This window comes from Bacillus sp. F9_6S_D1_P_5, from assembly GCF_054823925.1.
In genome coordinates this window covers 47976-64629 of sequence record NZ_JBTREW010000011.1, presented here as the reverse complement: position 1 = coordinate 64629, position 16654 = coordinate 47976, and the positions used below count along the sequence as shown (strand labels likewise).

16 protein-coding genes are annotated in these 16654 nt (G+C 35.2%); 11 read left to right on the top strand and 5 right to left on the bottom strand.

Translation table 11 applies throughout. The features are described from left to right. Positions 1 to 131: 131 nt before the first annotated feature. The 3 genes from ACUXEY_RS15135 to lepB all read left to right on the top strand — a co-directional run bounded on the left by ACUXEY_RS15135 (position 132) and on the right by lepB (position 2830). Entirely contained in the window at positions 132 to 1082 is a 951-nt protein-coding gene (locus ACUXEY_RS15135) for a DMT family transporter (RefSeq protein WP_144615577.1), read from the top strand. Between the two features lie 122 nt (positions 1083 to 1204). After that, complete coding sequence (locus ACUXEY_RS15130) at positions 1205 to 1885, top strand: lysoplasmalogenase (RefSeq protein ID WP_461301010.1); 681 nt, start codon at positions 1205 to 1207, stop codon at positions 1883 to 1885. A gap of 408 nt (positions 1886 to 2293) precedes the next feature. Beyond that, complete coding sequence (gene lepB, locus ACUXEY_RS15125; protein WP_461301009.1) at positions 2294 to 2830, top strand: signal peptidase I; 537 nt, start codon at positions 2294 to 2296, stop codon at positions 2828 to 2830. A 42-nt stretch (positions 2831 to 2872) separates the two neighbouring features. Here the strand turns inward: lepB and ACUXEY_RS15120 are convergent, their stop codons facing one another. Then, positions 2873 to 5635, bottom strand: a complete 2763-nt coding sequence (locus ACUXEY_RS15120) for a tetratricopeptide repeat protein (protein WP_461301008.1) — start codon at positions 5633 to 5635, stop codon at positions 2873 to 2875. Positions 5636 to 6099: 464 nt separating this feature from the next. Between ACUXEY_RS15120 and ACUXEY_RS15115 the strand changes: the two genes are divergently transcribed. Further along, positions 6100 to 6693, top strand: coding sequence for a DedA family protein (locus tag ACUXEY_RS15115; protein ID WP_429602222.1), 594 nt, complete (start codon positions 6100 to 6102; stop codon positions 6691 to 6693). Positions 6694 to 6704: 11 nt separating this feature from the next. Here ACUXEY_RS15115 and ACUXEY_RS15110 read toward each other — a convergent pair whose 3' ends face one another. From ACUXEY_RS15110 to ACUXEY_RS15100, 3 genes are all read right to left on the bottom strand, one after another. Further along, a complete protein-coding gene (locus tag ACUXEY_RS15110) occupies positions 6705 to 7133 on the bottom strand; it encodes an EamA family transporter (RefSeq protein WP_461301007.1) in 429 nt (142 codons plus the stop codon). Positions 7134 to 7288: 155 nt separating this feature from the next. Then, positions 7289 to 7435, bottom strand: a complete 147-nt coding sequence (locus tag ACUXEY_RS15105) for a BH0509 family protein (protein ID WP_000817786.1) — start codon at positions 7433 to 7435, stop codon at positions 7289 to 7291. A 154-nt stretch (positions 7436 to 7589) separates the two neighbouring features. Further along, the gene (locus ACUXEY_RS15100; RefSeq protein ID WP_461301006.1) at positions 7590 to 8006 is read right to left on the bottom strand and encodes a pyridoxamine 5'-phosphate oxidase family protein; all 417 of its coding nucleotides are present in this window, start codon (positions 8004 to 8006) and stop codon (positions 7590 to 7592) included. Positions 8007 to 8185: 179 nt separating this feature from the next. Here ACUXEY_RS15100 and cax point away from each other — a divergent pair, with 179 nt between their 5' ends. Then, a complete protein-coding gene (gene cax, locus ACUXEY_RS15095; protein WP_000482144.1) occupies positions 8186 to 9241 on the top strand; it encodes a calcium/proton exchanger in 1056 nt (351 codons plus the stop codon). A gap of 81 nt (positions 9242 to 9322) precedes the next feature. Then, positions 9323 to 10120: a YfkD famly protein gene (locus ACUXEY_RS15090; RefSeq protein ID WP_001992424.1), complete on the top strand. Its 798-nt coding sequence runs from the start codon at positions 9323 to 9325 to the stop codon at positions 10118 to 10120. 35 nt (positions 10121 to 10155) lie between these two features. On the opposite strand, the gene yfkAB is transcribed toward ACUXEY_RS15090, so the two are convergent. Continuing rightward, the gene (gene yfkAB / locus ACUXEY_RS15085; RefSeq protein ID WP_000156008.1) at positions 10156 to 11283 is read right to left on the bottom strand and encodes a radical SAM/CxCxxxxC motif protein YfkAB; all 1128 of its coding nucleotides are present in this window, start codon (positions 11281 to 11283) and stop codon (positions 10156 to 10158) included. A gap of 212 nt (positions 11284 to 11495) precedes the next feature. Here yfkAB and ACUXEY_RS15080 point away from each other — a divergent pair, with 212 nt between their 5' ends. The 5 genes from ACUXEY_RS15080 (at position 11496) to rlmD (ending at position 16627) form a co-directional block, all read left to right on the top strand. Continuing rightward, complete coding sequence (locus ACUXEY_RS15080) at positions 11496 to 11678, top strand: SE1561 family protein (RefSeq protein ID WP_000513558.1); 183 nt, start codon at positions 11496 to 11498, stop codon at positions 11676 to 11678. A 206-nt stretch (positions 11679 to 11884) separates the two neighbouring features. After that, positions 11885 to 13405, top strand: coding sequence for a class I fumarate hydratase (gene fumA / locus ACUXEY_RS15075; RefSeq protein WP_000413517.1), 1521 nt, complete (start codon positions 11885 to 11887; stop codon positions 13403 to 13405). Positions 13406 to 13531: 126 nt separating this feature from the next. Continuing rightward, the gene (gene pdaA / locus ACUXEY_RS15070) at positions 13532 to 14314 is read left to right on the top strand and encodes a delta-lactam-biosynthetic de-N-acetylase (RefSeq protein WP_098320112.1); all 783 of its coding nucleotides are present in this window, start codon (positions 13532 to 13534) and stop codon (positions 14312 to 14314) included. Between the two features lie 59 nt (positions 14315 to 14373). Then, complete coding sequence (locus ACUXEY_RS15065) at positions 14374 to 15237, top strand: DNA-3-methyladenine glycosylase family protein (RefSeq protein ID WP_461301005.1); 864 nt, start codon at positions 14374 to 14376, stop codon at positions 15235 to 15237. 10 nt (positions 15238 to 15247) lie between these two features. Then, complete coding sequence (rlmD, locus tag ACUXEY_RS15060; protein WP_461301004.1) at positions 15248 to 16627, top strand: 23S rRNA (uracil(1939)-C(5))-methyltransferase RlmD; 1380 nt, start codon at positions 15248 to 15250, stop codon at positions 16625 to 16627. The last annotated feature ends 27 nt before the right edge of the window (positions 16628 to 16654 follow it).

The following is a 16654-nucleotide window of genomic DNA, read 5'->3' as shown; positions in this document are numbered from 1 at the left end:
TCTATAGTATAGCATATGTTTTCGTTAGATGATATGTTTTTGTTTGCGTATAAACTGAAAACTTGTGTTTTCACAATTCCTTTGGTATATATGAATATTGTTCATAAAAAGATCGGAAAGGAAGACAACAAGTGAAGACAGAGAAATTTTTTACCCATCCGATTGGCGTACTAATTGCTGCAATAGTAGCGACTTTTTTATGGGGGAGTGCATTCCCATTTATTAAATTAAGTTATGCTGAACTTGGAATTCAGCCACAAGAAGTTGGAGAGCAAATATTATTTGCTGGTTATCGTTTCTTTTTATCTGGAGTCATGCTCTTATTATTCTTTAAAGTGTTAGGAAAAGATATGAGCTTCAAAAAAGGAACGGGGAAGCAGTTAGTACAAATTGGTTTATTTCAAACATTTCTTCAATATATATGTTTTTATATTGGAATGAGTTATAGTTCTGGTATTGAAGGAGCTATCATTTCAGGAACATCATCATTCTTTCAAATTTTACTCGCACACTTTTTATATAAAGATGATGCTCTCAACATGAGAAAAATGATTGGGGTCTCTATCGGTTTTTGTGGTGTCATTTTAGTAAATGTACCGAGTGATGGTAGTTTGTCATTCCATTTCGGGATCGGTAGTTTATTACTTCTTAGTGCAGCAATGTTGTATTCATATGGAAACATATTGGCGAAAGAAGGTAGTAAAACATTAGATGTTGGCTATATGACAGCATACCAAATGATTTTTGGTTCTATCGGGTTATTATGTATAGGGACTTTGCAAGTTGGAGTTATGCCATTTACATTTAGTGTACATGCAATATTTATGCTTATGTACTTATCTTTCTTATCCGCAGCAGGATTTTGCATTTGGAATACAATTATGAAGTACAACAAAGTTGGAAAAGTATCAATGTATATGTTCTTTATACCTGTATTTGGTGTGTTATTATCGAGCATGATTTTAGGAGAAGCAATTCATTCATTCGTACTATTCGGTTTAGCATGTGTAGCTGCGGGAATTATCGTGGTGAATCGGACACCAGCTAAGCAAAAAATAGAGCAAGAAAAACAAGTAGCATAGACAACGAGAAAACGATTACAATGGAAGAACAGTACTGTTCTTCTTTTTTTATGTAGAAAAAGGATAATAGACTAGGTGTAACGAAAAAGGATACAAAAAGCATTTATTGAGGAGAACATGTTATGAATCTACTTTACATGGTGTTAATCGGACAAATCATTCTTTTTTTAATTGGTGCAATGTACGCAATAGGACAGACAAAAAAGACAAGAAAGGATATGCCGTTACCGTTAGCGGTGCGTCTTATTCTTAGTTTTTCGTTAACAGCAAGTGCAATTTGGATATGGTTACAAGATCCATCAGTGGAGTATAGTACGTGGGTTGCACTAGGTATGACGTTATCAACTGTAGGAGATTTATTTATGGCGGGTTTGATTCCAATTGGTCACAGGTTAATTGGAGGGATGATTACTTTTGCGCTTGCGCATTGTTTTTATGTAAAAGCATTTTTGCAAACAGGCATTTCATGGAATGGTTTTTGGATTGGTTTACTCGTGTACGGACTCTTTCTCATTATAGGTTGGTTCTTCTTTATCCGAAATGAGAAACAAGATAAATTGTTTACGATAGGAGCTTTAATTTACGGACTGTGGGTTGGAGGAATGGCTTGCTTTGCGTTCGCCTTATACTATGAGAATACAGGAATATGGTGGATACCAGCTTTTGGTGGCTTACTATTTGTCATTTCTGATTTTATTATAGGCGTGACAGATATTGGAGGGCACAAATTAAAGTATGAGCCACTTTGGATTTGGTTTACATATGTAGCGGCTCAAATGTGTATTGTATATGTGGGAATATAAAAAGATACTCTTTGAATAGTGGATAGACTATTTGAAGAGTATCTTTTTTACTATTTTCCTTCAGCCGAATTTTGAGAAGGTATGTTTACTGCCCACAAATAGTAAAATAAATATAGATTATAGTATTTAAAATAAGAAATTTATCCCGCTTTAATGGGCAGTAAGACCCCCACCTCAAAATTCAGCGAAGGCAAAGAATTTAGATGGGGGTCGGGCTGCCCATAAAAGTCCGATTGGTTCAACTAATAATCAGTGGGGGATGAAGAAAACCCCCACTGATTAAAGTTTCACTTTATGAGGAGAGTTATTTTTAAGTTTGTAATATTGTGATTTTATAATTCAAAATTTTGTGGAAATTATACAGTTGGAGTCTTTATAATAAAAGTAAAAAGATGATGAGATGGTGGAATGATGCAAAAGAAAAAACATTTGCGTGAATTTTTTGGAACAATTGCAATTGCATGTTTGTTGGTATTTTTAGCGAAAATTTTCGTGTTTTTTCCTACGACTGTAAAAGGAGCGTCGATGAAGCCAACGTTACAAGATGGGGATAAGGTGATTGTGAATAAGTTGGCAAAGCAATTTGAAAGTTATGGGAGAGAAGATATTATTGTTGTGAAGACGGATAATTTTTATGTGAAAAGGGTTATTGGTTTGCCTGGCGATGTCATTGAGGTGAGAAATGATCAATTATATGTGAATCATGAAGTGATAGAGGAAGCATATTTGTATAGTAATAGAAAACAAGCTGAAAAAAAACTTATGAATTTAACAGAGGACTTTGGACCGATTACAGTTCCTAAAAATAAGATTTTTGTTATGGGAGATAATCGCTTAATAAGCAGAGATAGTAGAAATGGTTTAGGACTTATTGATAAAGCAGATGTATTAGGCGAATTAGCGGCAATTTATTATCCATTTGAACATATGAAAATAATGAATTAATGTAAAAAACCAAGCAAATTTTAGTTTGCTTGGTTTTTTATGTTAAATCGTAGGAGACTCATTAAATTCATAGGCATCTTCATTATTTTTGTTCGTACTTAAAACAAATTTGTGCTGCAATAGTTGCAGTTTAAAGAATGCTAACGGATCGTGATAAGTTTCTGGGTTGCTTCTTAACGTTGCTAATGTTTGCTCGTCTTCCTGTATCTCAAGTTGAGCGGCTTCTACATTTTGTTTCAATATGCTAAGTGGATCTTTAAAGAACATCATGATATCTCGTTCTAATGCGCCTTCAAATACTTCAAATTGAAGGAAGAATTGTTTTGAGATTGTTTGAGCAATTTCCGTATAATCTTCCGTTTCAATGTACTGTTTGTATTTGTTTGCGAGCATAGATTGATTTTTTTGCATATTACCAAATAGTTTTCCAGCACTCTTTAAGAAGAATTGTGTCGGTGTAAAGCGTAATAAAATATTGATGTTCGATACTGTAATTCTATTTGTCATGCGTACAACATCTCGATGCCAATCATCTAGTAATTTGAAATCGCAAGGAAGTTTCATACGTTCTTCTTTATATAATTTATTAAACGTTTCACTCATTTCATCTAAATAAGATTGAGCTTGAATAAATTCATTATGGGCTGTTTCAATCCACTCTTGAATAAACCCAGTAAATTTAGGAAGAAGCACTTGCTGTACATGTTTTTGAATTCGTTCGTTCATCGCAGCATTTAATTCTTCATGAACTAATTTGAAGTCACTATCTTCTTGAACAAGGTCAGAACAGCTCTGCAATAATTCAGGAATTTGAGAATGGATGTCTCGTGTGATTTCTTCTTTCGTTAAAAGATAAGATTCTGTAATAGAACGAATTTTATCTTTTTCAAGAGCAGTAAGATTGTTAATAAATCCGTTTAGTTTTACTGAGATATGTTTATTCCAGCGTACTGATTTCACTAATGTGTTTTCTAATTCCACACGTTCATTTACAAGGTATGCGATTGTCTTTTGAGTAAACCATATTAGTTTTTCTATACGTTCTTGTTCTATGTCGCGTCCTGCTAGATTAGAAAGAATAGACTCTGTAACATCTCCAAGTTGCTGACTACTCTCTTGTGAAGGAGAGTATGGGAAGAACTGCGCATTTTGGAAATGGACTTTAATCTTGTTCATTAGTTTTTCATTATTGTCCGCACTATTTGTGTGTAATACGAAATGGATTTGTAAGTTTGGTACTTGTTCACGTAAATAAAGTAATGTATCAAGCTCTTCACCGTGTAATGGTGAAGCTGAATTTAATACGTAAATAAGGCTATCTGCTGCTTGTAAGTATTCAAAGTATGAGCTGTTTTGATCCACTTGTCCTTGAACAGATGGCGTAACAAGAAATGCAAACTTATTTTTTCTTAAAAATCTACTCGGTAATTTAATTTCTATACATTTTTTCTCAATTTCTGATTCGGGAGGTGTAGCCATTATTTGATGGAATTCATCAAAGTTTGGTATATTGTGCACATCTAACGCAGTGAATTCTGTTATTTCAGTTTGGCTATTATCTTTAAATAGAATAGGAGTTGTCACAGTCTCAGTTAAGATGTTCTCTCCTAATATAGAATTGACGAATGAAGATTTATCAAGATCACTAGTTCCCGCTATTAGTAATTGTGTAACATTTAAATCACATAGTTCATGAACGAGTAACGTAAATTGATGACTTAAATCTACATCATTTTTTTCAGCCCATACAGCAATTGTTTCGAATAAATGAGAAACGGTTTCCATATTTACATTTGTTTCAGCTGTTGAATTAGAGAGTAGGGCTCCTGCACTTTTTACGAGTAATGACTCTAAAGTTGTAGGTGAAACTTCATTCCACGCTAACACTGCAGCAGAGACAAATAGGGCATCTTTTGCTTTCGTTAAACTAAACCAATTTGTTAATAGGTCAGGTACAAGGCCTTGCATTTCATGCATGAAATGTTCACCAGTAATTAATTCAAAGTACGTATCTTGATAGCGTTCAATAATTTCATGCCAATCGTCATTGTTGTCTGTTTCAATATGTAAGAATAAATGATTTATTGTTTGAATCCAAGGTAGATGCAAGTTTTCATTTTGATAGCTGTTCCAAAGAGCGATAACAAGTTCTTTAAATTGGACTTGATCAATTGCATATAGAGCTTTTAAAGATTCATAGAAATATTCGGGTTTGATTTGTTTCGTAAACCCTTGGTTCACATAAGTAATTAAAGTGTCGAACCAGTGCAATGAATTTGTTCGAATTCCTTCTTGCACGGCAAGTTCGATGGCGTTATTCCAATCTGCTTGTTTTTCATAGAATGAGCGAGCAATTGCAGTAATATTTGGATAGTCAGGTTGGAATGCAACAGCCTCACTAATCGTCTTAAATGCTAGACCTAAACGATCTTGTTCGATGTAAAGAGAAAGAAGTTGTAAGGAAACTTCCATTGTAAGAGTTGTATCTTCTGTTTGGATAGATTGATACATTTCTTCTGCCTTTGGCAAGAATCCTAGTTCAAAATAAGAATCTGCAATATTTTTGGTTGCCCAAAGTGCAAGTTCGTTATTTACTTTCTCCCATTTAAATATTGCTGCTTCAAAGTCTTTATGTTGGTAATAAAATTCACCTTGAGCAAAGCGGATATTAGAAATGTTGGAGAATTCATTGGTAGATTCATTTATATATGCTTCACCGAGTACTTCTGATATTGGAGTAGAAGTTTCTTCTTTTAAAAATGTTTTATAGTAAACTTTTTGGATAAATTGATTTTCAATGGTCATGTTCGTTCCCCCTGTATAATTTAGAAAAATGATGTTGTATGTAAAGGGTGCATGTTCTTTTAATAGGTAGAAGTTGCATTATATCGACCAAACTATATTTTTGCTAGGTATATCATTTTTCCTGAGAGTTAAACCGTTGCGAAAAGTAACTTTCCTTTATTGTAACAAAAAAATAAGCATATGAATTTTTATTTTTTAATCCCGCTATTTGTGGGTAGTAGGACTAGCGCTTCAAAAATCGGTGAATACAAGGGAAGTAGTCGGGAGTCGGGCGCCTAATTGGTGTGTAATGAGGATGAACAAATCACCACTGACTAATGGTTCCTTTTCTTCTTGATAAAGGAATTGATAGAAGTAGAGTTCATTATAAAAACAATGTATAGTGAATATGTATACCATGTTTGTCTGAAAGATAGAAAGGGCACAATGTGGAATAACGATCGTGCATAGGATGTGTCTTCCGAATGGAACAACATATTGGCGAGTTAATCGCACATTATGGGTATTTTGGAATTATTATAGCTTTAGCTGGTGGGATTGTTGGATTACCGATACCAGACGAGTTTTTATTGACCTTCGTTGGTTATAACGTTTCAAAAGGCGTTATGTCAGGAACTGCTGCGTTTTTAAGTGGGATGGCTGGTGCGATGTTAGGTATTACATTAAGTTACATACTAGGTTTAAAACTTGGACTTCCTGTTTTAAAAAAATATGGGCCGAAAATTAGAATTAAAGAACATCACATTGAAAAAACACATATTTTATTTGAAAAATATGGTCCATTTCTTTTAATGATTGGTTACTTTATCCCAGGAGTACGTCATTTAACAGCATATTTTGCTGGGATGTCGAATTTAACGCTCTGGCGTTTTTGTTTGTACGCTTACGGTGGTGCACTTATTTGGATAAGTGTTTTTATTGGGCTCGGCTGGAAGTTAGGAGAGAAGTGGCGTTTCGTTGAGTATAGTTTACATCATTATGGAATATGGATTATATCCATTTCAGTAGTTGTTACATGTGTCGTATGGCTTTACATAAAGAAAAAGAAAAACCGCTAATCGCGGTTTTTTTAGCTGAAAGCAATAAATAGTACACCAGCTGTAATAAAGACAACACCAATACCAGTCATAAAGTTTAACTTTTCGCCGAGTATAATCATAGCGAGAATGATAGAAAATACGACGCTTAGTTTATCGACAGGAGATACTTGGGAAACTTTCCCTGTTTTGAGGGCAAGAAAATAAAATAGCCATGACGAAGCACCTGCAACCCCGCTTAATGTGATAAAGAGCAGTGCTTTTTTATTAAGCAGTACGTCGCCAATATTTTGAAATTTACCTTGTATAATAATAACACCTACCATAAATAATGCCATAATAATAGAACGAACCGTTGTCGCGACATTGGCATCGATTCCATCTAAACCAATCTTTCCAAAAATAGATACAAGGGCAGCAGCAATTGCTGATAATAGTGCGAATAAGAGCCATGAACTCATAGTAAAATTCCTCCAATCTTACATTATTATACATGAAAACCATTCTCACGTATAAAGTGAAATTTTAATCAGTGGGATTTTACTACCCGCAAATAGTGGAATACATAACGAAATAATCCCCACCTTATAGTTTTAATAAGGTGGGGATTATTATACTACTCTGCAATTTCTTCATATAGAAAGTACGTTACATTATAAATATGTTCTACTTCATCATCTGTCATAAACAATAATTCGTCACGCTCAATCCCTTTTTTCTTTTCAATAAACTCAATCATGTTTTTGCGTTCTTCTCTTTTCATCAATGTTATTTCTCCTCTCAATCTGTTTTAATACAGTTTATTTAAGTTACTGCTATTATATAACAGAATCTTTAGAAAGTTCCACCTATTTTATTGTTTTTTTCAGAAGAAGTTTTCGACAAAACAAGCCCACCTAAAGGGGGCTTGTTTTGTTTTATAGTCGTAAAAACTCGGGCTCCGTCGTACCAGCACCATCAATGTAATAAATTGTGTCAGGATTGATTTTTATTAATACGTAATTAGGGTCTTCAGGACCAAGTAACCAGCGTTTTAAGCTATTATTCCAAAACTTATTTTTTAATGTGGAGTCTTCCTCGATTGAAGCTAAGCCTTCCAGTTCAATATAATCTTCATCTAATTTTTTTCCTTCACGTCCAAGTAATACATGAACATTTGGATTGTTTTCAATATCTGTTATCTTTTTTGATTTCCGATCTGTTGCAACATATAACACAAAATCTTCGTGGAAAAACATCATAAAGGCACTATGAGGTTTATTTTCACGTACAGTAGATAATACACCAGTTCGTTGACCAAAAATAATAGTTTCAATTTTTTCTTTTAAATGCATGTTTTTAGCCTCTTTCCATAATTTATTGTTTTCTCTGTTTAAACGAGATAATTTGAATATCTTTCATACTGTTTTCTTCAATCCGACTTTTTAAACGTAATTGTGATGAAATCGGACAAGTTAGGAGAAGAATAATAATAATATCGAGGAGAAATACATACGATGGAAGGGTGAAAAGCATGTTTAATAAAATATTTCTTATAGTAGCGCTGATCGGGGTACCACTTTCTGTACTTGGAAAAACGCTTCATTGGCCTCAAACAATTATGTTCGCTGTGTATTGCATTACGATTATCGCATTAGCGGGCTTTATGGGGAGAGCAACAGAAAGTTTGGCAATTGTATCGGGTCCTAGAATAGGCGGATTATTAAATGCCACTTTCGGTAATGCTGTTGAACTAATCATTTCGATTTTTGCACTTCAGGCAGGCTTAATTGAAGTGGTGTTAGCCTCATTAACGGGTTCTGTACTTGGAAATTTATTATTAGTAGGAGGGCTATCCTTCTTTGTAGGGGGGCTTAAATACAAAAGACAAAGTTTTAATGTGTATGATGCAAGGCATAATTCAGCTTTATTAATCTTTGCTGTAGTAGTAGCTTTTGTTATCCCAGAGATTTTTTCAATGAAGATGGATGCTGGAAAGACGTATCAATTAAGTATTGGTGTTTCAATTATTATGATTATTATGTACCTTGCTGCATTGCTATTTAAGTTAGTTACACACCGCGGTGTATATCAGCATAAAAGTGATGAAGTCGCTCATGAGGAAGAACCAGAGTGGTCAAAAGGGAAAGCACTACTCATTTTAGCAATAGCGACAATTGCGGTAGCGTATGTGTCAGAGGCGCTCGTGCATACATTTGAGACAGTTGCAAAATCATTTGGTTGGTCAGAATTGTTTATAGGTGTTATTATCGTTGCAATTGTTGGGAATGCAGCAGAACATGCATCTGCAATTATTATGGCGTATAAAAATAAAGTAAATATTGCAGTTGAGATTGCGATAGGTTCTACATTACAAATTGCCATGTTTGTTGCTCCTGTATTAGTACTGCTTTCTATGTTTTTCACGCAAAGAATGCCTTTAGTATTTACAATACCAGAACTTGTTTCTATGATTACAGCTGTTTTCTTAACGATTGCGATTTCAAATGATGGAGATACAAACTGGTTTGAAGGCGGTACTTTATTAGCTGCGTATGTCATTATGGGAATTGGTTTTTATTTATTATGAAAAATAGGCATAACAATTGTGCTCAGAGAAAACAATAAACGAAGTAGTATATATACCTTTATGTAGGAAGGAGCCAGACAGGTGAAACGAGTATACAGCATATGTCTTTCAACTATGGTCTCGTTTATTTTATTATTTCCTAACAGTGGCTTTGCAAAGACAACGGTAGAAACAAAAATGCCTTCATCTGTTTTAAATATTTCTAAAGACAATACGTTTCCAAATGATGCGCAAGATTTACCGCGTTTACAGCCGAGTAAGTTTGCTCAAGAATTATTAAAAACAGCAAATATTAAAATTGAAAATCCGGACTTAATTCGAATGTTTAATGAAACAACAATTTCGAATGCGCCACTTGCGGTAGGGTACCGAGCAAAGATTTATTTAGGGCAATGGGCTTTACATTATGAATCGATTGATACATCGGTTAATTGGGAATATAAACAAGTAAATCGCAATGTGTACGATAATCGCGGAGGAGATCGCCTATATCCACTACGCTATAAGCAAGAAACACAAAAGACGGTTGAAGGCGATTTAACAGCAGATATGAAAGATGCTGCAGATGTGAAGAAAATGATGCTTCTCAAAGCACTTGAAAAAGTACAATTGCCACTTTCATTTAAAACGACTATTGGTTATGGTACAGGGCATGAGCGTGTGTATAATATTAGTCCGAGTCAACTTGGATATTTATATGCTTATACACCAGCAGTAAATGAAAAAGGAAAAGTAACATTTGGAGAAGTATACCTCGTATTAAAAGGAAATCAAAAAAGGCTTGTTGTAAAAAATATTACTTCTCAAGGAATTGGAGCCGCTATCCCAATTCATGATCATTTATATTTTAAATTCATTTCTTCTTCTCATTCACAATAAGATAAAAAAACGTCAGCTTATAAGCTGACGTTTTTTTATAATGTAATATTTGCTGTTTTTGATAAGAAATCTTCGGTTGGATAGTAGCTGTTTTTTACAAGAACATTCGGTCCAAGACATTTTACTGCAGGACAATGACAGCTTAATGATTTTGCTGTTTTTGAAGCGCTCCATTTTTCATACGCTTCTTGTAACGTATTTGTTTGAATGTTACCTAGAAGTGGAACATCACCAAAGTCCGTTACAATAATATTTCCATCAAAAATATTTACATTTAAACGAGAACGGCCATCTGGATCGTTACGAACAGTTACATTTTTACTCTCTTGTAATTTTTTAAATGTGGCAATGTCTCGCTCATCATCGCTACAAGCATAGAAAGGTAAAGTTCCAAATAACATCCATACATTTTCATCACGAATTTCTAGTAAATGCTCAATTGCATCACGAATCTCAGCTTTTGTTAAAATCTCTAGATTACTCGCGAAGTCACTTGGATACATTGGGTGAACCTCATGACGTTTACATCCCATTTCATCAACGATTTGACGATGAATATGCTCAATGTGTGGTAGAGTTCGTTTATTCAACATCGTTTCGGCTGATACGAGTACACCTGCATCTGATAGAGCTTTACTATTTGTGATCATACGTTCAAATAATTTTGCACGCTGTTCATACGTAGGTTTACGCTCCATCATTGCAAATCCGCCTTCAACGAAGTCGTCAATTGTTCCCCAGTTATGAGATATATGCAATACGTCTAAATAGGGAATAATTTGTTCGTAACGTGCTAAATCTATAGTTAAGTTTGAGTTGATTTGAGTGCGAACACCTCGTTCGTGGGCGTATTTTAAGAGTGGTGTTACATAGTTGTCGACGGATTTTTTTGAAAGCATAGGTTCTCCGCCAGTAATACTTAAAGAACGTAAATGAGGAATCTCATCTAATCGTTTTAATAAAAGATCCATCGGAAGCGGATTCGGGTCTTTCGGCTGTAACGTGTAACCAACAGCGCAATGCTCACAGCGCATATTGCATAACGTCGTTGTTGTAAACTCAACATTTGTTAATAGTAGTTTGCCGTACTCTTCAAGGTCCATATACGCTTCCCATGGATCGTAAGAAGGAGTAATCGGCTTCATTTTTTGTGATATCGTCATATGAAATACTCCTTTGACTATTGAAATAACAATTTGTCCATCCTCTATAATAGAAGAATATGCGCTTTTTATAAAGTGAAACTTTTTTTGAAAAAAGAGAGAGGGCTTACATTTAAATGGATGACTGTGACAATATTGATGAATTTACATACCCATAGCAATCATTTTTGCGGTATAATAAAAGCAACTCGAATTAAAAGGAGAGTGCCTTCATGGGAAAAGCAATTCAAGATAAAGACACACAATTAGTATATTTAAAAGAACGTTTAAATATGTTCATTGAAGTAATTGATACAATTGAACCTGAAGAAGTAGAATTAGAAGATGTAGATCGTCTTCTTGCAATGCTAGATGAATTAGAATTAAAATGTGAGCAATTTAAAAAAGACGAATAATATATTAAAAAGGCTGCCAATTCTAATTTGGTAGCCTTTTTCTGTGCGGATAATAGAAGGACGATAGAAAAAGAGGTATAATCAAGTTGTGAAAAATTTCATGTATGCTTGAATAGCGTGAAACAAATAAAAAGCTGCAGAGCATAATAGTGGAAATTTCAGCTCATAACGTTTTGGTAGCGTTCACAATTGAGGGGGAAGTAACAATGGAAAAGCTTCAAGAAAGCATGTATCAACTAATTGTTGAAACGTCAACGAACTTACCGAAAGATGTTCGTCGTGCGATTCAACAAGCGAAAGAGCGAGAAAATGCAGGGACTCGTTCTGCGATGGCACTTGGCACAATTACAAATAATATTAAAATGGCTGATGATAACATCTCGCCAATTTGCCAAGATACAGGGATGCCAACGTTTAAAATTTATACACCAGTTGGTGTGAATCAATTAAAGTTGAAGGAAGCTATCTATAATGCGCTTGAGCGGGCGACAAAAGATGGTAAACTTCGTCCAAATTCTGTTGATTCTCTTTTTGGAGACAATAGTGGAAATAATTTAGGACCAGGTACACCGGTTATTAAGTTTGAACAATGGGAAAAAGATTATATTGATGCACGTTTAATCCTAAAGGGTGGTGGCTGTGAGAATAAAAATATTCAGTATAGCTTACCGTGTGAACTAGAAGGACTTGGAAGAGCTGGCCGTGATTTAGAAGGGATTCGTAAATGCCTTCTTCATGCGGTATATCAAGCACAAGGTCAAGGATGTAGTGCAGGTGTAATTGGTGTTGGTATCGGGGGAGACCGCACATCAGGTTACGAATTAGCAAAAAATCAATTATTCCGTACATTAGATGATGTCAATCCAATCCCAGAGTTACAACAACTTGAAGAGTACGTATTAGAAAATGCGAATAAGCTTGGCATTGGTACGATGGGATTTGGCGGAGAAACAACTTTACTTGGCTGTAAAATTGGCGTGTATAACCGTCTGCCAGCTAGTTTCTATGTATCTGTGGCGTATAATTGCTGGGCATACCGTCGCCTTGGTGTAACAATCCATCCTGAAACAGGTGAAATTATGGATTGGTTATATCAAGAAGGTGAAGATACACTGGAGCAAGAAGTACAAGAAAAAACAGAGCAACGTGAAATTGTATTACAAGCGCCAATTACAGAAGAGCAAATTCGTGAACTTCGCGTTGGTGATGTTGTAACAATTAATGGCATGATGTATACAGGTCGTGACGCAATTCATAAGCATTTAATGGATAACGATTGTCCAGTAGATTTAAATGGACAAATTATTTACCACTGTGGTCCAGTTGTTGTGAAAGATGAAAATGACAATTGGCAAATTAAAGCGGCAGGTCCAACGACAAGTATTCGTGAAGAACCGTACCAAGGTGATATTATGAAGAAATTCGGTATTAGAGCTGTCATTGGAAAAGGCGGCATGGGTGCGAAAACATTAGCAGCTTTAGAAGAACACGGTGGTGTATATTTAAACGCAATCGGTGGTGCAGCGCAATATTATGCTGAATGTATTAAAGAAGTGAAAGATGTTGATTTCTTACAATTTGGTATTCCAGAGGCAATGTGGCATTTACGTATCGATGGATTTAAAGCAGTTGTAACAATGGATTCTCACGGTAATAGCTTACATGCAGATGTTGATAAAACATCACTTGAAAAATTAGCTAGCTTTAAAGAGCCAGTATTTAAGTAAACAAAAATGCATCTCGAACGATTCGAGATGCATTTTTTTGGTATATATAGAAAAACATGTTCAGCATGAAAGAATGCGTAGCAACAGAAACTACGAGTACGATTATATATGGAAAGGAGACTATTTATGAAACATAAATGGTTATATATCGGTCTCATTTTTTCAATTATGATGGCACTTGTTCCAGTTTCGGCACTAGCTTATACAAATACTCCACATAACTGGGGAATCCCGCGCCCTAAAAATGAAACAGTACCAGATGCAGGAAAGTTATATACAGATTTGCTACAGAAAAATGGTGGTTTTTATTTAGGGGATACGAAGAAAAAGGATATTTATTTAACATTTGATAATGGTTATGAGAATGGATACACAGGAAAAATCTTAGACGTATTAAAAGAGAAAAAAGTACCAGCAACTTTCTTTGTAACGGGGCATTACATTAAAACACAAAAAGATTTATTGTTAAGAATGAAAGATGAAGGACACATTATTGGAAACCATTCGTGGAGCCATCCTGATTTCACAGCGGTAAATGATGAGAAACTTCGTCAAGAATTAACGAGTGTAACGGAAGAAATTAAGAAAGTAACCGGGCAAAAAGAAGTGAAATATGTACGTCCTCCGCGCGGCGTATTTAGTGAAAGAACGTTAGCTCTTACGAAAGAAATGGGCTACTATAATGTATTTTGGTCACTTGCATTTTTGGATTGGAAAGTGGATGAGCAAAGAGGGTGGCAATATGCCCATAATAATGTTATGACGATGATTCATCCAGGATCTATTTTATTACTTCATGCAATATCAAAAGATAATGCAGAAGCACTTGCGAAAATCATTGATGATTTGCGCGAGAAAGGGTATCATTTTAAAAGTCTAGATGACTTAGTAAAAAGCAATCAACCGTAAGCATGTATGCTTGCGGTTTTCTCATGCTATAATGATGTGTAAAAAGGATGGGGAAACGTATGTGGAGCGAACATGTTACGTTAGAGTATCCGTATCATTTTGAAGAAGTATTAAAACGTTTATCTTTTGATCCTCTTAACGTCATTCAATTAGATGAGAAAGTTATTTATGTCCCGATTTGTATAGACGAGGAACAGATTGTTGTTCGCCTGCAAGGGATTGGTACTGTTCAAAATCCACGGTTTTGGATTTCTAGTCAGACAGGAGATCCAGAGAAAGTCATGAAACGAATGAGGGCCATTTTTCATTGGAATGAACCGTTTCAAGATATACAAAATCATTTTTTAAACACATCATTACGTCCACTATTTGAAACATATGCTTATACTCCAATTATTTTAGAATTTGATTATTTTGCTTGCCTTCTTCGCTGTATCATTCATCAACAAATAAATTTGAAATTTGCTACTGTGTTAACAGAACAGTTTGTGAAACGATATGGAACAGAAAAGAACGGCGTATTCTTTTTCCCAACTCCAGAAAGAGTAGCAAACATTTCAATAGAGGAATTGAGAGAGCAGAAGTTTAGTCAGCGAAAAGCTGAATATATAGTAGGATTAGGTAGAAGTATTGTCAGCGGTACATTAAATTTAGCGAGTATAGAAACCAGGGCGGAAGAAGAGGTTTCAGCACAACTGTTACCAATTAGGGGGATTGGTACATGGACAGTGCAAAATTTTTTAATGTTTGGGCTTGGACGGAAAAATATGTTTCCGAAAGCGGACATTGGGATTCAGCGTGCAGTACAAGGTGTATTTCAATTAGATGATAAACCTGATGATGCATTTTTAGAAAAAGTGAAACAAGAGTGTGAACCATACTGCAGTTATGCAGCGTTATATTTATGGAAAAGTATAGAGTAGAGGTGTAATAATGATACAAAAGCAACATGAGAGTAAGTTGGAAGTTGGTCAAACGTTTCCTGTGACAATTAAACGTCTTGGGATTAACGGAGAAGGCGTTGGTTATTTTAAGAGACAAGTTGTTTTCATTCCAGGGGCATTACCAGGAGAAGAAGTTGTTGCTGAAACAACGAAAATTCAGCGTGGTTTCGCTGAAGCGAAAGTGAAAAAAGTTCGTAAAGCTTCACCACATCGTGTGAAAGCACCATGTCCGGTATATGAAGAGTGCGGCGGTTGCCAATTGCAACATTTAGATTATAAAGAACAACTAAATCAAAAGCGTGATATCGTTGTACAAGCATTCCAGAAGTATATGAACAACGGTTTGGAAGAGAAAATTCATCCGACGCTTGGCATGGAAAATCCATGGCATTATCGTAATAAGAGTCAACTACAAGTGGGGCGTAAAGACGAAAAGGTTATTACAGGGCTGTATAAACAAAACTCACATCAGTTAATTGATATTGCTCATTGTATGATTCAACATAAAGCAACGAATGAAGCGACAAAAGTTGTAAGACGTATATTAGAAAAGTTAAATGTTTCTATTTATAATGAGAAAAAGCAAAAAGGTTTAGTACGTACAATTGTGACACGTACTGCAGTGCAAACAGGGGAAGTACAAGTTACACTTATTACAACAAAAGAAGAATTGCCAAATAAAGAGCAATTTATCGCAGAAGTACAAAAACAGATGCCAGCTGTTAAATCAATTATGCAAAATGTAAACTGGCGTAAAACATCTGTTATTTTCGGTGATAAAACATTTAAATTAGCTGGAAAAGAAGTAATTCAAGAAACGCTTGGTGATTTATCATTTGAATTATCAGCACGTGCATTCTTCCAGTTGAATCCAGAACAAACGGTTGTTTTATACAATGAAGCGAAAAAAGCTGCTGCTTTAACAGGCAATGAGAAAATTGTAGATGCGTATTGTGGCGTTGGTACAATCGGACTTTGGCTTGCAAATGATGCAGCGGAAGTACGTGGTATGGATGTAATTCCAGAAGCGATTGCAGATGCAAGAAAAAATGCGAAGCGTCACGGATTTACAAATACGAAATATGAAGCAGGTAAAGCTGAACAATGGTTACCGAAATGGGTAAAAGAAGGATGGCGTCCAGATGTAATTGTTGTCGATCCACCACGTACAGGTTGCGATGATAAATTACTGGAAACAATTTTAAAAGTGAAGCCGAAACAAGTTGTTTACGTATCTTGTAATCCTTCTTCATTAGCTCGTGATGTACAAGCATTAATGAAGAGCTATGAAGTGGAATATATACAACCAGTTGATATGTTCCCGCATACAGCTCATGTAGAAAATGTAGTGAAGCTTGTTAGAAAGTAAAGTATATTCATATTCCCTCGCGGTTCG